This window comes from Sedimentibacter saalensis (genome assembly GCF_007830175.1).
Taxonomy (GTDB): domain Bacteria; phylum Bacillota; class Clostridia; order Tissierellales; family Sedimentibacteraceae; genus Sedimentibacter; species Sedimentibacter saalensis.
Genome location: NZ_VLKH01000014.1, coordinates 1 through 22414 on the forward strand (window position 1 = coordinate 1; position 22414 = coordinate 22414).

General features: G+C 37.1%; 18 protein-coding genes, 12 tRNA genes and 2 rRNA genes. 29 read left to right on the forward strand and 3 right to left on the reverse strand.

Going from position 1 to position 22414, the window contains the following annotated elements; translation table 11 throughout:
• From LY60_RS16715 to LY60_RS16800, 18 genes are all read left to right on the forward strand, one after another.
• Positions 1-189 (forward strand): 23S ribosomal RNA (locus tag LY60_RS16715); the annotation flags it as partial.
• A gap of 53 nt (positions 190-242) precedes the next feature.
• Positions 243-359 (forward strand): 5S ribosomal RNA (gene rrf / locus LY60_RS16720).
• 57 nt (positions 360-416) lie between these two features.
• Positions 417-491, forward strand: a tRNA-Asn gene (locus LY60_RS16725).
• A gap of 45 nt (positions 492-536) precedes the next feature.
• Positions 537-612 (forward strand) — tRNA-Met (locus LY60_RS16730).
• 11 nt (positions 613-623) lie between these two features.
• Positions 624-698 (forward strand) — tRNA-Glu (locus LY60_RS16735).
• Between the two features lie 30 nt (positions 699-728).
• Positions 729-804: transfer RNA gene (locus tag LY60_RS16740), tRNA-Val, on the forward strand.
• 26 nt (positions 805-830) lie between these two features.
• Positions 831-907 (forward strand) — tRNA-Asp (locus tag LY60_RS16745).
• 5 nt (positions 908-912) lie between these two features.
• A tRNA-Thr gene (locus tag LY60_RS16750) sits at positions 913-988 on the forward strand.
• Positions 989-1011: 23 nt separating this feature from the next.
• Positions 1012-1096: transfer RNA gene (locus tag LY60_RS16755), tRNA-Tyr, on the forward strand.
• A gap of 5 nt (positions 1097-1101) precedes the next feature.
• A tRNA-Gly gene (locus LY60_RS16760) sits at positions 1102-1176 on the forward strand.
• A 145-nt stretch (positions 1177-1321) separates the two neighbouring features.
• A tRNA-Gly gene (locus tag LY60_RS16765) sits at positions 1322-1395 on the forward strand.
• Between the two features lie 11 nt (positions 1396-1406).
• Positions 1407-1483 (forward strand) — tRNA-His (locus LY60_RS16770).
• Positions 1484-1498: 15 nt separating this feature from the next.
• Positions 1499-1572, forward strand: a tRNA-Cys gene (locus LY60_RS16775).
• 8 nt (positions 1573-1580) lie between these two features.
• A tRNA-Arg gene (locus tag LY60_RS16780) sits at positions 1581-1657 on the forward strand.
• A 305-nt stretch (positions 1658-1962) separates the two neighbouring features.
• Positions 1963-2370, forward strand: coding sequence for a molybdenum cofactor biosynthesis protein MoaE (locus LY60_RS16785; RefSeq protein ID WP_145086566.1), 408 nt, complete (start codon positions 1963-1965; stop codon positions 2368-2370).
• A 145-nt stretch (positions 2371-2515) separates the two neighbouring features.
• Complete coding sequence (gene speC / locus LY60_RS16790; RefSeq protein WP_145086569.1) at positions 2516-4690, forward strand: ornithine decarboxylase; 2175 nt, start codon at positions 2516-2518, stop codon at positions 4688-4690.
• A 292-nt stretch (positions 4691-4982) separates the two neighbouring features.
• Positions 4983-5396 (forward strand): DUF3795 domain-containing protein, encoded by a 414-nt coding sequence (locus tag LY60_RS16795; RefSeq protein WP_145086572.1) that lies wholly within the window; start codon positions 4983-4985, stop codon positions 5394-5396.
• Positions 5397-5528: 132 nt separating this feature from the next.
• Positions 5529-6350, forward strand: coding sequence for a methyl-accepting chemotaxis protein (locus LY60_RS16800; protein ID WP_145086575.1), 822 nt, complete (start codon positions 5529-5531; stop codon positions 6348-6350).
• A gap of 132 nt (positions 6351-6482) precedes the next feature.
• Here LY60_RS16800 and LY60_RS16805 read toward each other — a convergent pair whose 3' ends face one another.
• On the reverse strand, positions 6483-7130 hold the full coding sequence (locus LY60_RS16805; RefSeq protein ID WP_145086578.1) for a Crp/Fnr family transcriptional regulator: 648 nt from the start codon (positions 7128-7130) through the stop codon (positions 6483-6485).
• A gap of 255 nt (positions 7131-7385) precedes the next feature.
• On the opposite strand from LY60_RS16805, the gene LY60_RS16810 reads away from it, so the two are divergent.
• The 7 genes from LY60_RS16810 to LY60_RS16840 all read left to right on the forward strand — a co-directional run bounded on the left by LY60_RS16810 (position 7386) and on the right by LY60_RS16840 (position 14517).
• Complete coding sequence (locus tag LY60_RS16810) at positions 7386-8423, forward strand: alcohol dehydrogenase catalytic domain-containing protein (RefSeq protein ID WP_145086581.1); 1038 nt, start codon at positions 7386-7388, stop codon at positions 8421-8423.
• Between the two features lie 234 nt (positions 8424-8657).
• Positions 8658-9623 carry a thiamine pyrophosphate-dependent dehydrogenase E1 component subunit alpha gene (locus tag LY60_RS16815; protein WP_145086584.1) on the forward strand — a complete coding sequence of 322 codons (966 nt, stop codon included), beginning with the start codon at positions 8658-8660 and terminating at the stop codon, positions 9621-9623.
• A 15-nt stretch (positions 9624-9638) separates the two neighbouring features.
• Positions 9639-10607, forward strand: a complete 969-nt coding sequence (locus LY60_RS16820) for an alpha-ketoacid dehydrogenase subunit beta (RefSeq protein WP_170226284.1) — start codon at positions 9639-9641, stop codon at positions 10605-10607.
• 72 nt (positions 10608-10679) lie between these two features.
• Positions 10680-11894, forward strand: coding sequence for a dihydrolipoamide acetyltransferase family protein (locus LY60_RS16825; protein ID WP_281291884.1), 1215 nt, complete (start codon positions 10680-10682; stop codon positions 11892-11894).
• Positions 11895-11922: 28 nt separating this feature from the next.
• On the forward strand, positions 11923-12387 hold the full coding sequence (locus LY60_RS16830) for a PPC domain-containing DNA-binding protein (protein ID WP_145086593.1): 465 nt from the start codon (positions 11923-11925) through the stop codon (positions 12385-12387).
• 326 nt (positions 12388-12713) lie between these two features.
• The gene (locus LY60_RS16835; RefSeq protein ID WP_145086596.1) at positions 12714-12983 is read left to right on the forward strand and encodes an NAD(P)H-dependent oxidoreductase subunit E; all 270 of its coding nucleotides are present in this window, start codon (positions 12714-12716) and stop codon (positions 12981-12983) included.
• A gap of 28 nt (positions 12984-13011) precedes the next feature.
• Entirely contained in the window at positions 13012-14517 is a 1506-nt protein-coding gene (locus tag LY60_RS16840; RefSeq protein ID WP_145086599.1) for a 4Fe-4S dicluster domain-containing protein, read from the forward strand.
• A gap of 222 nt (positions 14518-14739) precedes the next feature.
• Here LY60_RS16840 and LY60_RS16845 read toward each other — a convergent pair whose 3' ends face one another.
• Both LY60_RS16845 and LY60_RS16850 read right to left on the reverse strand, forming a co-directional pair.
• The gene (locus LY60_RS16845) at positions 14740-16746 is read right to left on the reverse strand and encodes a sigma 54-interacting transcriptional regulator (protein ID WP_170226285.1); all 2007 of its coding nucleotides are present in this window, start codon (positions 16744-16746) and stop codon (positions 14740-14742) included.
• A gap of 211 nt (positions 16747-16957) precedes the next feature.
• Positions 16958-18373: a serine hydrolase domain-containing protein gene (locus LY60_RS16850; protein ID WP_145086607.1), complete on the reverse strand. Its 1416-nt coding sequence runs from the start codon at positions 18371-18373 to the stop codon at positions 16958-16960.
• 230 nt (positions 18374-18603) lie between these two features.
• On the opposite strand from LY60_RS16850, the gene LY60_RS16855 reads away from it, so the two are divergent.
• Genes LY60_RS16855 through LY60_RS16870 form a run of 4 tightly spaced genes read left to right on the forward strand, consistent with a single transcriptional unit; the run spans position 18604 to position 22359 of the window.
• Positions 18604-19545: an ABC transporter permease gene (locus LY60_RS16855; RefSeq protein ID WP_145086610.1), complete on the forward strand. Its 942-nt coding sequence runs from the start codon at positions 18604-18606 to the stop codon at positions 19543-19545.
• Positions 19545-20393, forward strand: coding sequence for an ABC transporter permease (locus LY60_RS16860; protein ID WP_019230523.1), 849 nt, complete (start codon positions 19545-19547; stop codon positions 20391-20393). Before LY60_RS16855 ends, LY60_RS16860 begins: the two co-directional genes overlap by 1 nt.
• A 12-nt stretch (positions 20394-20405) precedes the next feature.
• Entirely contained in the window at positions 20406-21386 is a 981-nt protein-coding gene (locus tag LY60_RS16865; protein WP_145086613.1) for an ABC transporter ATP-binding protein, read from the forward strand.
• A complete protein-coding gene (locus LY60_RS16870; RefSeq protein WP_145086616.1) occupies positions 21379-22359 on the forward strand; it encodes an ABC transporter ATP-binding protein in 981 nt (326 codons plus the stop codon). The genes LY60_RS16865 and LY60_RS16870 overlap by 8 nt, the downstream gene beginning before the upstream one ends.
• Positions 22360-22414: the final 55 nt, after the last annotated feature.

A 22414-nucleotide genomic window follows, 5' to 3' on the forward strand; every position in this document is an offset into this window, starting at 1 on the left:
ATAGCTGAGTAGCTGAGTCTGGACCAGATAAGCGCTGAAAGCATCTAAGCGCGAAACTGACCTTAAGATAAGATTTCCCATCACGCAAGTGAGTAAGACCCCCGATACGTTAACGGGTTGATAGGTTGCATGTGTAAGTGCAGTAATGCATTCAGCTGAGCAATACTAATAGGTCGAGGTCTTGACCTCAAAAATGTCAATCAAATTTTCCTATGTAATTTTGAAGGTTCTGCCTTCATAAATCTGGTGACTATAGCAAAGAGGACACACCCGTTCCCATCCCGAACACGGAAGTTAAGCTCTTTAGCGCTGATGATACTTGGTGGGAAACTGCCTGGGAAAGTAGGACGTCGCCGGGTTATGTAAATTTGTGAATTAGATTGCAAGCTACATAATGGATTCAATATCTAGGTTGTTCCGAGGTAGCTCAATGGTGGAGCAACCGGCTGTTAACCGGTAGGTCGTGGGTTCGAGCCCCACCCTCGGAGCCAAAATACATGATAATAGGGCCACTTAATTGGCAACACGATTATCGTCGCGGGATAGAGCAGTTGGAAGCTCGTCGGGCTCATAACCCGGAGGCCGTTGGTTCGAATCCAGCTCCCGCTACCAAAAAAAATTAAGGCCCTATGGTCAAGCGGTTAAGACACCGCCCTTTCACGGCGATAACCCGGGTTCGAATCCCGGTAGGGTCACCATTTAAATTAGAATAAAAAAGAAACAAGCATGGGAGCTTAGCTCAGTTGGGAGAGCATCTGCCTTACAAGCAGGGGGTCATAGGTTCGAGCCCTATAGTTCCCACCATTTGAATAATTACAAGAAAAAATTGCGGCCTGGTAGTTCAGTTGGTTAGAATGCCAGCCTGTCACGCTGGAGGTCGAGGGTTCGAGCCCCTTCCAGGTCGCCAATTATGCTGGTGTAGCTCAATCGGTAGAGCAACTGACTTGTAATCAGTAGGTTGAGGGTTCAAGTCCTTTCACCAGCTCCATTAACTAAATATAAAATTATTGAGGAAGAGTTCCCGAGTGGCTAAAGGGGACGGACTGTAAATCCGTTGGCACCGCCTTCATTGGTTCGAATCCAATCTCTTCCACCAATTTTGCGGAAGTGGCTCAGTGGTAGAGCATCGCCTTGCCAAGGCGAGGGTCGCGAGTTCGAATCTCGTCTTCCGCTCCATCAAAATTATATAATTATTATGCGGGTGTAGCTCAATGGTATAAGCAGAGAGCCCAAATCAAGATTTACGATTTGGTGCGAATCGCTTAGTCAGGGAAACTATTACTCACATGAACTAGAAAAAACAAATATCATAATACATTATGCGGGTGTAGCTCAATGGTAGAGCCCCAGCCTTCCAAGCTGGTCGCGAGGGTCCGATTCCCTTCACCCGCTCCAAAATTTTTATGGTGGATATGGCCTAGTTGGTTAGGGCGCCAGATTGTGGCTCTGGAGGTCGTGGGTTCGACTCCCACTATTCACCCCATTTATTATTTAATATGGCGCTATAGCCAAGTGGTAAGGCATAGGTCTGCAACACCTTGATCTCCAGTTCAAATCTGGATGGCGCCTCCAAAAACCTTGCACCGTTAGCTCAGTTGGATAGAGTGTTCGGCTACGAACCGGAAGGTCGTGGGTTCGAATCCCTCACGGTGCACCAATAGCAACACAAGTAAAGACTCATAAATGTGGGTCTTTTTTATTTTATCCACTTATTTATCTAATGTTCTATATAAAAAATATCTGTTGAAAATGTTATATTTTTCATTCTTTTCGTTATAAATTGCAAGCTAATTGTAAATGTCTTGACTTTATGATTTGAGGCAACTATATTATATTATAAGGCACACGGTTACAATAACTTATTTGATAAAAAGTGAAACAAGGAACTTTTCATATGAACAAGGAGATAAAAATACTTCTAAATTTATATTATTGTTAATTAACGTATAAGGAGAACGGTGTATGATTGATGAAAAATTAAAAAAGCAATCACCATCCATTGATGAATGGCTTAAAGAAGCAAAAAAAGATCCGGCATCTTTACAGGAAGGAATGTTCTTAGTTCATAATGGCGTTGTTCGCCAAACCCCCAAAGTTAAGGTGCGTGAAGGAATTGATGATGGCTCTTTGGTAAAAGGCATGGAATTTACATATGATGCTGCTAAGGTTGAAGCAGCCATTGATGAAACTTATAAGATGAATGGAATTTTCCATGTTAGGGTTTGGCTGAATGAAGGGCATCTTCAGTTGGGTGATGACATAATGTATGTGCTTATTGGAGGCGACATCAGACCACATGTTGTTGATGCTCTGCAATTTCTGGTAGGAAAAATCAAAAGCGAATGTGTTACTGAAATCGAAAATAAATAGAACATAGGAGAAATAAGCCGTCTTGTTTTAAAAGAACCTTTTATTTTTATCTACTAAGATTAAATATACTATTATAGGGTAAAAATAACTTATGATAAAGTTATCAAAAATACAATATATTTCGGGTGAAAGGAGCGGATAATTTATGAAACCGCTAAATATCGCTTGTTCAAGAACAGCTATGGCTTATGTAATGTCAGGCAGAGATATTATATTAGTTGAAGAGACAGATTTTACTGATATTGCAGCAGTTGTATTGATGGATTTGGATTTAGATATAAAATGGATTCAAAAGGTTAAAAATACAAATTTCGATATTCCGATTATTATTATTGCAAGAAAAGATGATAGAATAAAACCAAACTTGCTGGAAAAGGGATATACAATACTTGATGGAACTCTAGAAAATTTAGAAAAGAACAGCTATAAGATTGAAAAAATTGCCAGTGATTATCAGGAAAAGGTGTTGCCGCCATTCTTCAGATCATTGGCCAATTATATGGAGATGCACAATGTTAAGTTTAATTGTCCGGGTCATCAGGGAGGACAATATTTCAAGAAACATCCTGCCGGCAGATACTTGTTTGATTTCTATGGTGAAAATATATTCCTTACTGACATTTGCAATGCGGATGTTGCACTTGGAGATTTGTTGATTCATGAAGGTCCGCCTGCAGATGCTCAAATTAATGCTGCAAGAATATATAATGCAAATAAAACTTATTTTGTAATGAACGGGACAAGTACCGCAAATACAATCACCATTAATGCATTGGTTGCCCCTGGAGACCTTGTGCTTTTTGACAGAAACAATCATAAGTCTGTATACACAGCGGCTTTGATGCAGGCAGGAGGTAATGCAGTATTTTTGGAGACGGCTCGTAATCCATTTGGATTTATCGGGGGAATAGACGAACATTGTTTTAATGAAGAATATTTAAGAAATAAGATAAGAAAGACTGACCCGGATAAAGCTGATACTGAAAGGCCGTTCCGTCTTGCTGTAATCCAATTGGGAACATATGACGGAACAATATACAATGCAAGACAGGTTGTAGATAAGATTGGAAAGCTTTGCGACTATATTCTGTTTGATTCTGCATGGGTTGGATATGAGCAATTTATTCCTATGATGAAAGACTGTTCACCGCTATTGTTAGAGCTTAATGCAAACGACCCTGGAATTTTTGTTACACAATCTGTTCACAAACAACAAGCAGGGTTTTCTCAGGCTTCATATATTCATAAAAAAGATAATCATATCAGAAACCAAAAGAGATACATTGATCATAAACGATTTAACAATTCATTCAGAACATATGCAAGCACAAGTCCTTTCTATCCGCTATTTGCATCTTTGGATGTCAATGCAAGAATGCAGGACGGAGAAGCAGGCAGGCACTTATGGGCTGAGTGCATCAAAACCGGTGTTAATGCAAGAAAAGAAATAATTAAGAGATGCAAGTTGTTAAAACCTTTCATACCTCCAGTTATAAGAGGCATGAAATGGGAAGAATATGATACTGAGGAAATAGCAAATTCAATTGAATTTTTTGAATTTAAACCCGGAGAGAAATGGCACTCTTTTGAGGGCTACGGGGAAAAACAATATTTTGTGGACCCAAATAAATTTATGCTCACAACTCCCGGCATCAATGCTGAAACCGGAGAATATGAAGACTTCGGAATTCCTGCTGTCATACTTGCAAATTACTTGAGAGAGAGTATGATAATTCCTGAAAAGAATGACTTCAATTCAATACTGTTCTTAATGACACCGGCCGAGACTCCTGAGAAAATGGAAATACTTGTTACACAATTAGAAGATTTTGAAAAAATCATAAATGAAGACGTACCTATTAGTGAAGTGCTTCCGGAACTTTACAGAAAATACGAAGAACGCTACAAGGATTATACAATAAGACAATTATGTCAGGAAATGCATGACTTCTACAGAAACGAGGATGCAAAGGTGTGTCAAAAACAATTGTTCAGAGCAGATTATTTCCCAGAACGCGCAATGACTCCATGGGAAGCTGATAATGAACTTACAAGGAACAATGCTAAATTGGTAAAACTTGATGATATCCTCGGTGAAATAGCATTAGAAGGTGCCTTGCCTTATCCTCCAGGTATTTTCTGCGTAGTTCCAGGAGAAAGATGGAATGAAGTAGCTCAAAAATATTTTCTCATACTTGAAGAACTCATAAATAAATTTCCTGGCTTTGCTCCTGAAATACAAGGAGTTTATCTGGAAAAAGAAAATGGGTCCATTAAAGGATATGGGTATGTATTAGATAGAAAAGAAACTCAAAAGTAAAATGAAGAATTTTATTAGCTCCGAAATTGTCGGAGCTATTTTTTACAAGTAGCATATATAAAAATTGATTATGAAAAACGGTATTCTGACAAAACAGGATACTGTTTTTATATAGTTATATTAAATTTCTTTCTAATTAAATATATATTGTAATTTGCAAAATTTAGTATAAAATTATTATATAACTATGGATCTCCGCAGGATATACCCGAAAGTGAACTTCTAACAAAAGTTGAGTTCCTTCTTAAATAATGGCTAGTCTTTATACCAGCCAGGTTCAGGTGGTGATAATATGAATGAAATGAAAAAAGAACTTATTGCACCATGTGGCATGAACTGCAGACTATGCATCGGATATCAAAGAGAAAAAAATAAGTGCGCAGGATGCCGAAATGAAATTGACATAAGATATGTAACAAAAGGCAGTATCAGCTGTATAATTATAAATTGCCCTGAAATAAAGAAAAGCAAGTCAGGATTCTGCTTTGAATGTGAAAAGATGCCCTGCAGAAGGCTTAAGCAGTTAGACAAGAGATATAAAACAAAATATCATATGAGTATGCTTGAAAACCTTAATTATATAAAGGAACACGGCATTGATGAATTCCTTGCCAATGAGGAATTGAGGTGGAGATGTCCTAACTGCGGAAATATAGTATCCGTACATAGGACAACGTGTCTTAAATGCAATGAACAAGTTAAATAAACTCATGAAAAAAATATATCATAAAGATTGTGTTATGTATTGTTAAGCATAAACAAATTGTGTTCTTTGTCGATATAATCAATATATGACTTAAGAAAAAGTAATCAACTAAGTTTATATGGTGGAGGGAAAATGAAAAAAGAATATCTAGAGGTACTTGGAAATTTGATCGGTATTTTTCAAAATTTAGTGACGGCAGATTTTAATATTGCTGTAAGCGACACAGAAAAGATTGTAGCAGCAAGTCCCGGAAAGACAATAAATTTAAATCTTCATAACGGTGAAATTCTTAAACAAGGTTCTGTTGCTATGGAAGCCATAAATTCAGGAAATCCGGTTATAAGACAGGTTCCTCGTGAAGTTTACGGAGTTCCATATATGGGCAGGGCGATACCTTTATTAGATGGTAATGAAGTTTTCGGCTGTATCATAGTTGCTGAATCATTAGATGCAAAAGAAAAACTGATAGATATGGCTCAAAATTTATCAACAACAATAGAACAGATAACTGCTGCAATGGAAGAAAATGCAGCAGGATTAGAAAAGGTAGCTGGCTTAAGCCATCAAATGGAACAGGTTTCAGAGGTTAACCTGCAATCCGTCATGGAAACGGATAAGATAGTTGATACTGTTTATAACATAGCAAGACAATCCAAGCTTTTAGGTTTTAATGCTTCAATAGAAGCAGCGCATGCAGGACATGCAGGACGAGGGTTCACAGTTGTTGCTTCTGAAATAAGTCAATTAGCTGAGAATAGTACAAACTCTACTAAAAAGATAACAGATATATTAGAAAAATTGAAAACAGAAAATGGTAAGGTAAACAAGACAAGCCAGGAATTATCTTTGATATTAAACCAAATAGCAGCCGCTACCGAGGAAGTCAGCGCAGCAACTCAAGCCCTGACACATATGTCGTCAGAATTGGTGGATATGGCTGAAAATTTAATATAAGAACAGACATAAGAGGACTGCTCTTTGTGATTGACAGTATTTTTCAATCCCTAAGAACTGTCCCCTTATATTATTCGAAATTTTTCCACGCCCCCTCTGACAGCAGCAACAAACACAACTTTTCCTCTCATGTCAGTCTATGAAGTAGCCGATGGAATTAAAGATACTTGCTAAACCTTTCATATTAAGAATTCTGATTTCCTTGTAATGCTGGGAGATCAGTTTTTCATCTGAAAAAGTATTCAATAATTTCGTTACGGAGACCCTGTTCATACCGGTCAATAATGCAATTTGTTCATGGGTATATTGGACTACATCACCTGCACAGTTAGTGTATAAAAAATAAGCTAACTTTTCATTGTTTTTCATAAAACGATTACAACATATATAATTTGATAATGTTATTATTTTATTAATAAAAAATTCCATTAAGTTAAGAATTGATACTTTGTTTTTTATGCATTTTTCCAAAAATACATTAGCATTCATGGAGTATAGCTGTACATTAGTAACAGAATCAACGCTGATTTTTCGTTTTTGAATATTAGACAGAGGTTCACTTCCTATAAGCTGATTTTCATCAATGTAAAAAAGTGTTATTTCATCACCCCGTTCATTGAGGCAATATGTCCTTACACGACCTTTTGCTACAAAATATATTTTATCTGTAGAATCACCCTTTTGAAAGATTATTTCTCCGGGAGAGTATTGTTGAGCATGTCCGAATAATCTGAATATTTCAGCAACATTTAATTCAATATCTTTATTTTCTTGTATCATATGTACTCCTATAATAGTTATTTATCAAATGTAACAAATACTACAATTGGTTTTAAGTTATTATGTTATTATATCACAAAAGAGTAAAAACGTTTACATTTTTTTGAAAATATATAGGCAATAAAGGATAATTTTTAATCAAAAGTTTTATTAAGGTTTTAAATAGTCCTTTTTTAATATACTGCCATTAAACAGAAAATAATTAAATTTAAATGCTTGTATCAGGATATGACTATTATTTTAAAGAGGTGAAGTATGAATAAAACTATGAAATGCATTGTAAAGGTAAGTGCAGGACCAGGTAATTTGGAATTATGGGAGAAGCCTATTCCATCACCAGGACCGGGAGAGGTACTTGTAAAGGTACACTTGACTGCCATCTGCGGTACAGATATTCATATTAAGGATTGGGAAGAATTTGCCCAGAAACGTATGTCTCCGCCCACTACCATAGGACATGAGTTCTGTGGAAATATTATTGAGGTTGGACCAGGTGTAAGCAAAGAAAGAATTGGACAATTGGTGTCAGCTGAAAGTCACATAGCATGTCACAAATGTTCCTTATGCCTTGATGGCAAAGAAAATCTATGCGTTAATACAAAAGCCATAGGTGTTCATGTAGATGGTTGCTTTGCTGAATATGTGACAATACCTTCAGAAAATGCGTATGTTTGCAATCCTGCTGTTTCAGAGGAAAATAATGCAATGCTGGAGCCTCTTGGCGTTGCTGTTCACGCTGCCACGAAAGTTGAGCTGGGCGGAAAGATTGTGGCAATAACAGGCTGCGGACCAATAGGTCTCATGGCTGCCACCGTTGCAAAAAAACTTGGTGCTGCAAAAGTTATATGCGTGGAACCTAACAGCTACCGTGCTGAAGCAGCATACAAAATGGGAGCAGATCTGGTTTTAAATCCAATCGGCTGTGACATTGTAGAAGAAATGAAAAGAGAGTGTGAAGGTCTTGGACCGGATGTGGTGCTGGAATTCTCCGGCAACGTAGGAGGAATACAGGCAGCTACAAAATACATTCGTGCCGGAGGTTCTATTGTGGTTGGAGGACTGCCGAACCGTGAAGTTCCTCTTAATTTTACAGAGACATTCTACAGAGGAGTTAATCTGATTGGAATCAGCGGACGTGAAATGTATCATACATGGAAGGTTATGAAAGGACTGCTTGACTCAGGGATGGATGTATCCGGCTGTGTAAGTCATATCCTGCCAATGGAAGAGTTTGATAAGGCATTTGAACTGCTGGCGTCGGGACAGGCACTGAAAATTTTGCTGAGACCGTAGAATTTTAGTTTTATAAAAGCATGCGTATCTATGCTTCAGTCTATTGACAAAGCCTGACGCTGTCATCCTGAACGATAGTGAAGGATCTCAAACTGTTGAAGTATGAGATTCTTACGTCTTGCCTCAGAATGACAACGTCCAAATATATACTTTGTCATCAACCTAAAGCAAATCTATGCTTCTTAAATTATAAGGATTTTAAAAATTATATTAAATATTACAAGGAGGAACATAATGGATTATTCAAAGGATTTTTTAACTGAGCTCTATAAGGAATTAGTTGAATTAAGATTGTTTGAAGAAAAATTAGTAGAGATTTACGCTCTGGGAAAAGTACCAGGACATATTCACAGCGGAGTAGGTCAGGAGGCTACTTTTGTAGGAACTCTTGCCACAAGAAAACAAGGCGATTATTATAAAATTTCTCATAGACCTGTTGGCACAGCAGCAATTATAGGAGTTCCCTTAAATACAGTATTCTCTGAAATTATGGGTAAAAGAGACGGCAATTCAGGCGGAAGAGGCGGAGTAAACCACGTGGCTTTGCTGAGCAAAGGAATGCTTGGTTTTTCAGGAACATTAGGCAGTGACATGGCAGTAGGCGTAGGCGCAGGCCTTACTATCAGAAAAAATAAAACTGACAATATGGTATATGTATTTTTCGGAGACGGAACTGCAAACAGAGGAGCTGTTTATGAAGCGATGAATCTTGCTTCTGCATGGAAACTTCCGGTGCTTTTCGTATGCGAAAACAATCAGTTTGCTATTTCCACACATGTTTCAGAAGCTTCACCCGTAGCTAATCCAGGAGCAGACAGAGCTCAAGCCTATGGAATACCTTCAAAAATAGTTGACGGCACAGATGTGCTGGATGTATATGAAGGTGCCAAGGAACTTGAAGAATACGTAAGAAGCGGAAAGGGTCCTGCCATACTTGAAGCCAAGTCATACAGATGGAGAGGACACTTTGAAGGTGACCAGATGAAATATCGTGATGCAAGTGTGACTGAAGAATGGATGAAAAAAGACAGCGTTGAAAAAATGGAAAATTATCTGTTGAAAAACAATTTTATAACAGAAGGTGAAATAGCTAAAATCCGTGAAGAAATAAATGCTGAACTGGATAAGGCCATTGAATTTGCGGAGGCAAGCCCTGCTACCCCTGAAGAAGAAATTTATGAATATTTGTATGTTAAATAATGAGGAGGAATTAATATGCTGGTAAATTACGGACAGGCAATTGGCGATGCTATAAAAGAAGAAATGCGTAAAGATGATAATGTAATTTTATATGGCGAAGATGTTGCACAAATGGGAAATATTTTTGGTATAACAAAAGGAATCCTTGAAGAATTCGGATCTGACAGGGTAAAAAACACACCTATTGTTGAAACTGCCATAATTGGAAGTGCCATTGGTGCTGCAGTTACAGGACTAAGACCATGCGTTGAATTGATGTATGCGGATTTTTCACTGGTTGCATTCAACGAGCTGTTCCATTGCGTAGGCAAATGGAGATATATGCATGGACCTGAATTTAAACTTCCACTGGTTGTAAGAAGTGCCATGGGTTCTTCCTTTGGTGCAGGAGCTGAACATTCAAACTGTCTTGAAAGTCTGTACATGCATGCTACAGGTCTTACAGTTGTTAGCCCTTCATGTGCATATGATGCAAAGGGGCTTCTTAAGACGGCCATTCGTTCTGACGATCCTGTTCTTTTCTTTGAACATAAACAGCTTTATCAGACAAAAGAAAATATTCCTGACGAAGAGTACACAATTCCTTTTGGTGTTGCAGACATTAAAAGAGAAGGAACAGATGTAACTGTTATTGCTGTGGGACTCATGGTTAAGAAAACTCTTGAAGCAGCAGAAATTCTTGCAAACAAAGGGATTAGCATTGAGGTTATAGACCCGAGGACACTTGTTCCTTTTGACAAAGAAACTGTTTTTGAATCTGTGAGAAAAACACACAGAGTGGTTGTGGTAGAAGAAAGCAACAAGACTGCCGGTATCGGTGCTGAGCTTGCAGCCATGCTTCAGGAAGAAATGTATGATGAATTGGATGGGCCAATTGTGAGGGTTGCAGCTTTGGATGTTCCTTTGCCGTACAATATAGCACTGGAAAAATTCTGTATTCCTGATGCAAATAAAATTGTTTCTGCAGTGGAAAGTTTGTTTTAATGAATAAATTAAAAAGGAGGATGGTTAACGCTTCATTCGTTAACATAAAAATATATGAGTGTTGAATTGCTAATGCCCAGGGCAGGTTTAACTATGGTAGAAGGCACCATAGTAACGTGGAAAGTTGAAGAGGGCACTCAGGTTAAGAAGGGTGACTCAATTCTTGAAATAGAAAACGAGAAAACAACTATGGATTTTGAGTGTACTGCAGACGGATACTTACATATTGTTGCAAAACCAGGAGATGTTGTTTCAGTTGGAAATGTGACAGCTATTGTTGCTGAAACTTTAGAAGAATATAAAACTATTTCAAAGTCTCAACCAAATGCTGGAAACAACGAATTTGAAGTTGACAAGGAAAATGTTGAGAAACCACAAGCAAAACAAGTTACATCATCTGTCACAAGCAGCGGACACATAAAAGCAACGGGTCTGGCAAAGAAACTTGCTGCTTCAGCGGGAATTGATATAAAGAAAGTTGAAGGAACAGGACCTAACGGTAGAATTGTTGCCAAGGATATTGATGACTACATTAAGAACATGGAAACTGCCAAGGCTGCAAATATAGAAGCCAATGCTGCTCAAAGCGAAATATATGGTAGTCCTGAAATCATACCTTTGACCGGTGTAAGACGTTCAATTGCAAAAAACATGTACGAAAGTCTTCAAAATATGGCACAGTCATCAGCTGCAGTGGAAGTTGACGTGACAAAATTGAACGACATGAGAAAAATACTTACAGAAAAGAAGGATTTTATAGGATGTAAGGTTACTATGAATGACCTGCTTGCCATGGCTACTGTTAAAGTACTGAAAAAACATCCCCTTGCCAATGCTACATTTGACGGTAAAGAAATAACAACATATCCATATGTGAATCTTTCTGTAGCTGTAGGCGCAGAAGCAGGTCTTATGGTACCTGTTCTTAAGAATGCTGACAGGATGACATTGTCGCAACTCAGCAATAACTTGAAGGACCTTGTTGAAAGAGCCAAAGACGGTAAGTTATTAAATGGTGAGCAGTCAGGGGGAACATTTACAATTTCTAATGTAGGCATATTCCCTATTGATATAGCAACACCTATAATTAATCCGCCGCAGGTTGCTATCATGGGATTTGGCCGCTCAGTTAAAAAAATGGTTGTTGTTGATGATGAACCTTGCATAAGGACTATGATGAATTTATTTGTTACATTTGACCACAGGGTATTTGACGGTCTTGAGGTAGGCAGGATTATGTATGACATGAAGGAATATATTGAAAATCCTGAGTTAATCATGGTATAAATTTTCAAATTCCTATTAGGAGGTTTATATGAAAAGCGCAAAAGGGATAGTTAAAAACGTTTATGCTGTAAGGCTTGAAGCCGGTGAAGATATTATTGAGGGCATTACAATGCTATGTGAACAATACAACATAAAGCATGGTGTAATTGTTTCCGGAATAGGAAGTTTAAGCAAAGCTTCATTTTGTGATCCTGCACCATTTCCTGAAAAGCCCGGTGGATATGGATACGGCGACACAATAGTGCTAGAAGGCGGTATTGAGCTAATAAGCCTATCAGGTGTTATATGTGATGATGATGACAAGAATGTGTCACTCCATATTCATGGGGCATTTGCTGACGGTGAAGGCAAGTCATATGCGGGACATTTAGTAAAGGAAAATCATGTCCTGATTACAGTGGAAGTAATCATTGAAGAGTTTGAAAACATCTATATGGCAAGAAAATTTGATGAAGAACGAGGCATGATGTTATTTACGCCTATACAGAATTAATATATGCCTCCAAAAGCTGCACCGTTAGCCTAGTTATATATTAGCTGCGAACCGGAAGGTCGTTGGTTAAAAAATCTAACGGTGCAACATTATAATACAAGTAAGGACTCATAAATATGAGTCTTTATTATTTTAGTAAGGAACGATAATAATTGATATTTCACGCCAATCGTCCACTTTTTCTTTTAAGAATATCATACGTAAAAGTTTTAATAATAGGTCAAAAGTTACCATGTTAATTTATTGATATTTATATGGAAAAATACACTTTTATATTATATAATATAAAAAAAGAGCGAAAAAAATAAGAATATTTGGAGGAAATTATGAAGGTAAAAGTCTGTGTAGGTTCAAGCTGTACGTTGCTGGGTTCAATGGGAATTTTAGATCAGATAGATGACTTGAAGGACATTATCAGTGAAGATGCAGATAACTATAATGATGAAGAGTTAGAAGTAGAAGCAATTAAATGTTTAGGATTTTGCAAAGAAACTGCTGAAAAAGTAGCTCCTGTAGTAGTTATAGATGACGAGATTATGTTTAACGCCACAAGTCAGACTGTAATGGAGAAAATTGTAAACAAAATGAGAAAGTGACGTATTGTAACTAAAGGAGGAAATTATAATGAAAGAAAGCTATGTTAATCTAATTAATATTAGGAGGCAGGTTTTTGCAAAAATTGCTAAAATGGCATACGATGGTACAGATTTAAGTGAATTAGAAAAATCATCTTTTGAGATTTTACCTGGTGAGGTAGCATTATATAGAGATAGCATATTTAGAGAAAGAGCAATAGTAGACGAAAGACTAAGACTTACATTAGGATTAGACGTAAGAAAACCAACGGACTACCATCGTGTTACTGACGGAATTTCTGAAGCAGATGTGGATGAAACTCAATTTATTGAACCTTTAGTAAATGTAATTTCCTTTGCATGTGAAGCGTGTCCAACAAAAGCTTATAATGTTACAGACAATTGCAGAAAGTGTCTGGCACATCCCTGCACAAATGTATGCCCTGTAAATGCAGTTTCTATTGGAAAGGACAGGGCAATTATCGATCAGGATAAATGCATTAAATGCGGCCGATGCAAGGAAACATGTCCATACAGCGCAATTGTAAAATATGAAAGGCCTTGTGCCGCAGCATGCGGTGTTAATGCAATAGAAAGTGATTATTTAGGCAGAGCTAAAATCAATGTGGACAGATGTGTATCATGCGGAAATTGCATTATTCAGTGTCCTTATGGAGCAATTTCTGATAAGTCGCAAATTTATCAGCTTGTGAAAGCACTAAAAAACAACAACCATATATATGCTATTATAGCTCCGTCATTTTTGGGGCAGTTTGGACCATTGGCAACGCCGGTTCAAATATTCGAGGGTATAAAACAGCTTGGATTTGAAGACGTAGTAGAGGTAAGTCTTGGAGCTGATATTACAACTTTGCGTGAAGCAAAAGAATTCCTTGAAAGAGTACCTGAAGAACATCCTTACATGGGAACAAGCTGCTGCAATTCCTGGACAATCATGGTTCAAAAATTATTTCCGGATCAATACCAGTATATTTCAGATTCTGCTTCACCAATGGTTGAGACTGCAAAATATATTAAGAACAAGGATCCGGAGGCAAAAATTGCATTTATAGGACCTTGCATTTCTAAGAAGTTAGAAGCATTGAGAGAAGATGTTAAGGATTTTGTGCATTTTGTAATAACATACGAGGAACTTATGGGTATGTTTGTTGCTAAAGGAATAGAATTATCAGAAATAGAGGTGTCTAAAGATATACAAGATGCTTCCACACTGGGAAGAGGCTATGCCATAGCAGGCGGAGTTGCAGAAGCAGTAAAAAATACTGCTTTAAAAATTGATCCTTCAAGGGAAATAAATGTTGAAGGTGCATCTACATTGCATGAGTGCGTAAAGCTTATGAGATTGGCAAAAGCAGGTAAAAAGAACGGGTACTTGCTTGAAGGTATGGCATGCTCAGGCGGATGTATTGGCGGACCCGGAACAATAGCTTCATTAAACAGGGTTAGAAAAGCAGTAACTGAGTTTAAAAATCAGTCAGAATATGAAACACCTTTTGATAATGACACTATTGATGAAAAATTAAGAAGTAAGTAGGGACAAAGTCCTTTCAGGTTGATGACAAAGTCATTTTAATTAAAAATATTGGTAATTGGGTGATGTTGAAATCTAAGTTCGTAGGGGAGAGTCTTGTGCTCTCCCGCAAATAACAATTTTTTGTTTGTATTAATAACTTCGGGCGGATACAATATCCGCCCCTACAGTATTTAGAAATTAGGTTTGTCATAAGTCTGAGGGGACATGGTCCCTTTTTCCATTTTATGAACTTTTTATTTTTTGAATTCCTTTTTCAGTAATTCTAGTACCGCCTCGGCCGTTACATATGGATATGAGGTTTCTTTCTTCTAAGCCATGAAGTACATTTCGAAGGCTTGCATCTCCAATGTATATTTGTAATGATTTTAAACAACTGTTTAACTGCATTCGTCCTATTCCATGAGAAAATTGTGTGTTTTCCATAATTATTTTTAGAATTTCCATTTCAATACAATTGTCATCCATGTAACTTATAGTCTTATTAACCATAATTGGTTCAACAGGAGAATTCAATAAATATTTCGGCAGCATGGACAGAGTGTTATAATGTATAGCGGCGCTTTCAAGTTCACGTATGTTGCCTGGCCAGGTATATGTACACAATATGTCTTTATCAGAATCAGTGAGTTGGTTGTATTTTTGACCCAAAAAACTTGACATAAGAGGAAGTATGTCCTCTTTTCTTTTTTTCAAAGGTTCAATACATATGGATATTACGTTAAGACGATAATACAAATCCCGCCTGAAGTTACCTTGTTCAACCTCACTGACTAAGTCCTTGTTTGTGGCAGCAATTATTCTCGTATCAATATTTATCATCCTGTCGCTGCCTATACGCATGATTTGACGTTCCTGTAAAACACGAAGAAGTCTTGATTGAAGATTAGAAGAAATATCTCCTATTTCATCAAGAAAAATTGAACCTCCATTTGCCTGTTCAAACAATCCGATTTTCCCTGTTTTTCTTGCCCCGGTGAATGAACCGCTTTCATATCCGAAAAGTTCACTTTCAAGCAGTGATTCCGGAAGTGCTGCACAATTTATGGCAACAAATGGCATGTTTTTGCGTTGAGAATAGTTGTGTATTGACTGTGCCAACAGTTCCTTGCCTGTTCCGCTTTCACCGGTTATGAGTACAGTATGATCAGTTAGTGCTACTTTTTTTGCAGTAACAATACATTCTTTCATTGCAGGGGAAACATGTATTATGTCTGAAAAATTGTATTTTGCGCAAAGCCCTTTTTTTGCCAATATTTTTCTGGCATTGATTTCAATATCCCTCAAATCCTTTTCGTTTTGTAAAATAATATAGTAACCCATTACTTCGTCCATGAGCATTATGGGTGTTTTCTCAACGAAATAGTTTGTTTCATTAAATACAATGCCATCTTTAGGCGTTATTTCTTGTTTTAGCTTTGTAAACAACTCATGACCCACCATATCAGAAAGAGGAATGTCAGAGCTTGTGTTTTTTATGTCGAACAATACTTTTGCCTTATTATTTGAAAAAAGAATGTGATATTTTTCATTTGTTATAATAAGAGCTGTGGGAAGATCGTTTATTACACTGTCAAAAACATGATTTTTTACGAAATTGTTCAAATAGTTGTTATGCAAGTAAATATCCGGCTCAGCTATGGATTTTATATGTCTTACCAAATTTCTGTTTGTCAGTTCAAAATCCAAATCCAGCCTGAACATAAGACTGACCAGCGTATCAAAACTTATTTCCCTGTAACCGATATTTATAATTTTGTGTATGTAATCAGGAACTAGATGAACTTCATTTGGAGTAATGCATATTTGAAAATCTTTGTATTTTGAATTAGCTGCATCCTTAGGGTCATAGGGAACTAAATTTATATGATTCATCCCCAACTCGTAAAGGGAACATAGTGTTTGTACGGCTGTTTCATATGTGTCATTTATTACAAGCACATTTGTATTTTTCGGAATACGAGAGATTTCATAAAGCGGCTGTTTTTTTAGACTCCTGTGCATGATTATGATATTATTATAGTTTGTAATTTTATCTTTTAGAGGATAAAGCATTGTTCCATCCGTGAGTATATAGGCATCTGCACTAATTTTATAATTGATGGGAAGCTCATTTATATAATAATTTTCAACAATTAAATAATTTTCAAAAATCTTCTCAAGATTATCTTTTAAATATGTGATAACTTCCTGATTATCACTGTTTTTATAAATAATTGCAACCTTTTTCATATTGGTCTCCATTATCATAATTTCAATAGTATTACTAAAAAATTTTCAACTTTATTAACTAAAATCTCAATAATCAAAACAAGTTTTATTAAAATTATATGCAAAATATCAGGATGAAATGAGTTGTGACTTGTTAAGACCTGATATTTTGATGTAAAAATTAATATATTTTCTTAAAAAAATATTTTAAAATTTATTTTAAAAAATTATTTTAATTAATTCTTTGAAAAACCCTGGTGTAGCATCTCACTCCCCATGCTTTGCCGTTTCTTATTAGAAACCTCATGGTAGTTCGCTGTGTGTCTGGGTCATCAGCAGTTCTTGCGCTGAAAAGTGTTTCTTCACAATAATGCAATACTAAGTTTTCATCATAATAATTTGCAACTAAATTGGAATCATCATCTTGTGTTACAATGCAATATGAAGGCACAGCTTCTCTGCTTATGTATGTTCCAACAACTGCCTCAGGCATGCTGAATTTTTTTCCTGAAGGTATTGCAAATGCATGAGATGTGTTTAGAGGCAGACCTAATATTAAATTATAGCATGCCCATACAAAAGGCTCTGCAGAAACATCTCCCTGGTTACATAAAGCCGTCATTGAATAACCGCCCATAATTAAACCTCCATGAGTTGAAACGCCATGAAGTCCACCGGAGTGTTCACAAATGACTTTTCCATTTTTTGTTCTTTTATTTAATCCAAAGCAATAAAATGGGTAACGTGTTTCAGGAAATTCATGGCCTATGAGTATTTCCACTGCATGTGGGTCTATAATTTGCCTTCCTTCAAAAATACCGTGTTGTGAAAGCATTTGATAGTATTTTGTAATGTCTCTGGCTGTGGACTTCACGCAGGCACAACCGCGGTAAGGAGGTAGAACGGACCATATTTGATCTGCATACAGCTTCCCTTCATCATCTAAATCAAACAAATCAGCAATATCACCGTTTGCTAAAGCAACAGCTTCTTTGCCGTCTAAATCAAGCACTGTGCGACTCATACCGAGAGGCTTGAATATTCTTTCTTCAAGAAATTTTTCAAGCGTCATTCCTGCAGCTTGGTCAACAACATAAGACAAAAGTGCATAAGCATCATTTGAATAGCTCATGCATTCACCGGGAGCTCCCAAGGGTTCATATGCTCCGCTGTTTGAAATGTAATCTATTATATCATCAATAGTATCCATTTTGTTAGGAGAGCTTTCTCTGAGCTTACGTGCGGCATCAGAATCTCTTCCTGACGTGTTCATTACGATAGACCATTCCAATGGGGGAATAGGAGGTATACCTGCCGTATGCATTGCCAAATGACGCAGGGTTACGCTTTCACGCGGAGTGCCGGGAATGGAAAAATTCGGAAAGTAATTTGTTACCGGGTCTGAGAAACTTAATTTTCCTTCAGTTTCAAGAATTGCACATGCAAGTGCAGTCATAGACTTGCTCATTGAGGCTATGCCATAAATGGTGTCAGTTCCTGCCTTCTTGGTTTTATTCATATCGCAGTAGCCATAACCTTTTTCAAATATAATGCCTTCAGGTCCTCTGATGCATACAGAAATACTTGGATACTGTTTTTCCTCAAATAGTTTTTCTAAATACTCATCAAGTTGTTTTGTATTGTACATTATAATCCCCCTATTAATTTCCACATTTAAGCAAATGGTACAACAAAGAAAATCTGCTGTCAATAAATATATTTTGCTTGGAAAACTTCTAAAATTTGGCATAAATATTGCAAATATAAAATATAGTTTAGTGTGATGTACTCTTAAAAATTAAGGAGAGGCACAACAGACTATACAAAAAAACGTTTACAATACTATGATGCAAAAATTAAAAAAGGAGAGTTTCTTTCATGCGAAACTACATAATTAAAAGATTGGGAATGGGAGTGGTGCTTTTATTTTGTGTATCATTCCTGGTTTTCAGCATGCTGTATCTGATGCCGGGCGATCCTGTGACACTTATGGCAGGGCCATTGGTTAAGGCAGAAAATCTGGAGGGCTTAAGGATTCAGTATGGATTAGACAGGCCGCTGCTTGTTCAATATGCAGAATGGATGACGAACATTATTTTTCATGGGGATTTTGGAATTTCATACAAGTACAGAATAGCTGTGTGGTCATTACTTAAAAATTGCATTCCAATCAGTCTGAAGCTTACAGTTACAACCATGTTAATAAGCACAATTGTAGCTATTCCTCTGGGTCTTATGTGTGCGTATAAAAAAGACAGCTTTTTTGACCGAATTACAGTAAATATATCTTTGGTCTTTACAGCAATACCGTCTTTTTGGTTAGCAGTTTTACTGATGCTGGTTTTTGCAGTCAAGCTGAAGTGGCTGCCTCTAAGCGGTTATGAATCCTGGAAAAATTATATTTTACCCGTAACGACAGGCGTAATTGGAGGACTGGCCAGTACCATTCGTTTGACTAAGTCTGAAGCGTTGGATGTCTTGCGTGAAAAATTCGTGACAACTGCTTACGCAAAGGGCCTGGATAACAATACAGTATTAAAAAGACATGTGCTTCGCAACTCATTGATTGTAATAACAGTAAATATGTTTATGTCATTGCCGTGGTTGATTTCTGGATATATTGTAATCGAAAAAATATTTGGTATACCTGGTATGGGTAATTTGATGATAAATTCAATAATTCAACAGGATTTCAACGTCGTACAAGCATGCATACTGATAATTACCGTACTTACAATAATCTGCAATATTTTAAGCGATATAGTTCTGGGCATCTTAGACCCTCGAATTAGAATTTCAGTTACAGGGGGAGACAAATAATGAATGAAAGTCCATCTAAAGAATTTATAAGTTCATGCTATAAAAATAGAAATTTTGTACTTGGTTTTGTAATGGTATTGAGTGTAATAGTATTGGCCATATTTGCAAAACAAATTGCACCATTTAGTTTTGATGAAGCACATCCCAAAGATATTCTGGTTTCTCCATGCGCAAAGTACATATTAGGTACTGACAATATGGGCAGAGATTTGTTCAGCCGTATTGTTTACGGAAGCAGAATTACTCTTCAGGTTGCATTGCTGGGGGCAGGCCTTCAGCTGGTGTTTGGTGTAACAATAGGTTTGGTATGCGGATATTTTGGCGGATTGGCTGACAGATGCCTTACTTTTGTGGCAGATTTGACATGGTGTATTCCCGGAATGATCATGGCTCTTGCTGTTGTAACTATCATAGGGTCAGGTCTGACAAATGCAATAATTGCCATTGCAATTGTAAACTGGGCATCATACGCAAGAATGGTTCGAGCAAAAACAATGTCTATTAAAAATCAGGCGTTCATTGAAACAGGAATATCTTTCGGCGAAAAATCAATAGCCATTATGTTCAGGTACATTTTGCCGAATATAGTTCCAATACTTATAGTAACTGTATCTATGCAATTGCCGGGCACTATCATGTCAACAACTACACTTAGTTTTCTTGGAGTTGGTTCACAACCGCCGTCACCTGACTGGGGTCTCATGGTCTCTGAAGGAATAAATTTTATATCACGCGGACCATGGCTGTGCATTTTCCCTGGATTAGCACTGGTTTACACAGTATTTGGATTTAATATTTTGGGTGAAGGTCTTAGGGATTTGCTTGACCCAAGAATGAAATCACAATAGAAGGAGACGGATATGGACGAAGAATTGCTTGCGTTAAATAAATTAAGTGTAGATTACAAGGTTAAAGGCGGATATTTGTCAGCAGTCAAAAATGTTTCATTTACAATTAACAAAGGAGAAATTTTTGCGATTGTGGGGGAATCCGGATGCGGAAAATCTACAATAGCCCATTCTATTCTAAGACTTTTGCCTGAACACAATGAAATTATAAAAGGAAATATATTTTTTAACGGTGAAGATTTAAATGATTATACGGAAAAGCAGCTTGAAGAAATTCGAGGACGGGAAATAGGAATGATATTTCAAAACCCTCTTGATTCTCTAAATCCTGTTTATACTACCGGATTTCAGGTAGCAGAAGGGATAATGCTTGACAATGTTTCAAAAGAAGAGGCCTGGAACAGAGTTATAAAAATTTACAATGATGTTAAAATGCCTGATGCTAAAAAACGTGCTCTTAGTTTTCCTCATGAATTGTCAGGGGGGATGAGACAACGTGTGATGATTGCCATGATGATCTCAAGAACTCCTCAATTATTAATTGCAGATGAACCTACCACTGCACTTGATGTAACTATTGAAGCACAAATATTAAGTATTATAAAAACTTTGAGAGATGAATTTAATACTGCAGTCATGCTGATCACTCACAATTTTGGGTTGGTTGCAGAGGTTGCCGATAAAGTAGCGGTTATGTATGCAGGAGAAGTTGTGGAGCAGGGAACTGTATTTGACATATTTGACAATCCAAAACATCCGTACACAAGACTGCTTATGAAGGCATTGCCGAGAAGGGCAAAATCAGAAGGCCGTTTGCAGACAATAGATGGCAGTGTTCCAAGGCTCACAGAAATCAAATCAGGATGCAGATTTGAAAACAGATGCCCATTTGTCATGGACATATGCAAATCTAAAGACCCTGGCAGAAAAGTTGTTACAGAGTCTCATTCATTTTATTGTCATTTAGAAGGTGAGGTGAGGAATAATGAGTGAAGAAGTAATCGAATTAAAAAACCTGAAAAAATATTTTACAATCAGTAAAGGAATAAGCACAAAAAAGATTTATGTAAAGGCAATTGATGATGTTAACCTAAAAATCAACAAGGGTGAAATAATCGGTCTTGTTGGAGAATCGGGAAGCGGAAAAACTACATTGGCCAGAGTGCTGTTAAACCTTACAAAGCCTACCGGCGGAAGCGTTGTTTTTAACGGGGTAAATCTGACTAAGGCTACAAGAAATGAAATGAAAAAATTGCGCACTGAAGTGGCAGTTGTTTTTCAAGACCCAGCATCAAATTTAAACCCCCGTGACACGGTTATGAATTCTATTATGAGACCATTAATACTCCATGGCATGCCAAAAAAAACTGCCAGGCAAAAGGCTATTGACTCTTTAGAGCTCGTAAAAATGGATGTCAGATACCTAAACAGCTATCCTCATCAATTATCGGGAGGTCAATTACAGCGTATTGCCATTGCACGGGCCTTAGTTCTTAATCCGAAAGTTATGATTTTGGATGAACCTACTTCTGCGCTTGATATTTCAGTGCAGGCACAAATACTTAATCTGCTTTTGGATTTGCAGGAAAGCTTTGGACTGACATATCTTGTTATAACTCATGATTTGAATGTAATAAGATACATAAGCGACAGGGTTGCAGTAATGTATCTGGGAAAAATTGTGGAATTTGGTCCTACAGAAGAAGTAATAAATAATCCTAAACATCCATATACAGAAGGTTTGATGGCGGCTTCTCCCATTATGGACCCTCATGACAGGGATAAAGAAAAATATATAATGCAGGGAGATCCCGGAAGTTTAATTAACCTTCCATCAGGCTGTCACTTCCACCCAAGATGTCCATATGCTTCAGAACACTGCAAGGAGGAATCCCCACAAATAATTGTTCTTCCTGACGGACATCAGGTTGATTGCCATAAATATGCTGCTGTGAAAAATATTTAAATATATTGGAACTGTTGCATTAAGTATATTTATGTAATCTTTAACGCAACAGCCT

What these genes read in the sequence shown, in the direction of transcription:
- LY60_RS16835 (WP_145086596.1), top strand. Translation starts at nt 12,714, where the DNA reads ATGAAGGTAAAAGTCTGTGTAGGTTCAAGCTGTACGTTGCTGGGTTCA.
- LY60_RS16825 (WP_281291884.1), top strand. Translation starts at nt 10,680, where the DNA reads ATGCCCAGGGCAGGTTTAACTATGGTAGAAGGCACCATAGTAACGTGG.
- LY60_RS16850 (WP_145086607.1), bottom strand. Translation starts at nt 18,373, where the DNA reads ATGTACAATACAAAACAACTTGATGAGTATTTAGAAAAACTATTTGAG.
- LY60_RS16865 (WP_145086613.1), top strand. Translation starts at nt 20,406, where the DNA reads ATGGACGAAGAATTGCTTGCGTTAAATAAATTAAGTGTAGATTACAAG.
- LY60_RS16795 (WP_145086572.1), top strand. Translation starts at nt 4,983, where the DNA reads ATGAATGAAATGAAAAAAGAACTTATTGCACCATGTGGCATGAACTGC.
- LY60_RS16855 (WP_145086610.1), top strand. Translation starts at nt 18,604, where the DNA reads ATGCGAAACTACATAATTAAAAGATTGGGAATGGGAGTGGTGCTTTTA.
- LY60_RS16845 (WP_170226285.1), bottom strand. Translation starts at nt 16,746, where the DNA reads ATGAAAAAGGTTGCAATTATTTATAAAAACAGTGATAATCAGGAAGTT.
- LY60_RS16815 (WP_145086584.1), top strand. Translation starts at nt 8,658, where the DNA reads ATGGATTATTCAAAGGATTTTTTAACTGAGCTCTATAAGGAATTAGTT.
- LY60_RS16830 (WP_145086593.1), top strand. Translation starts at nt 11,923, where the DNA reads ATGAAAAGCGCAAAAGGGATAGTTAAAAACGTTTATGCTGTAAGGCTT.
- LY60_RS16810 (WP_145086581.1), top strand. Translation starts at nt 7,386, where the DNA reads ATGAATAAAACTATGAAATGCATTGTAAAGGTAAGTGCAGGACCAGGT.
- LY60_RS16860 (WP_019230523.1), top strand. Translation starts at nt 19,545, where the DNA reads ATGAATGAAAGTCCATCTAAAGAATTTATAAGTTCATGCTATAAAAAT.
- LY60_RS16870 (WP_145086616.1), top strand. Translation starts at nt 21,379, where the DNA reads ATGAGTGAAGAAGTAATCGAATTAAAAAACCTGAAAAAATATTTTACA.
- LY60_RS16785 (WP_145086566.1), top strand. Translation starts at nt 1,963, where the DNA reads ATGATTGATGAAAAATTAAAAAAGCAATCACCATCCATTGATGAATGG.
- LY60_RS16820 (WP_170226284.1), top strand. Translation starts at nt 9,639, where the DNA reads ATGCTGGTAAATTACGGACAGGCAATTGGCGATGCTATAAAAGAAGAA.
- LY60_RS16800 (WP_145086575.1), top strand. Translation starts at nt 5,529, where the DNA reads ATGAAAAAAGAATATCTAGAGGTACTTGGAAATTTGATCGGTATTTTT.
- LY60_RS16840 (WP_145086599.1), top strand. Translation starts at nt 13,012, where the DNA reads ATGAAAGAAAGCTATGTTAATCTAATTAATATTAGGAGGCAGGTTTTT.
- speC (WP_145086569.1), top strand. Translation starts at nt 2,516, where the DNA reads ATGAAACCGCTAAATATCGCTTGTTCAAGAACAGCTATGGCTTATGTA.
- LY60_RS16805 (WP_145086578.1), bottom strand. Translation starts at nt 7,130, where the DNA reads ATGATACAAGAAAATAAAGATATTGAATTAAATGTTGCTGAAATATTC.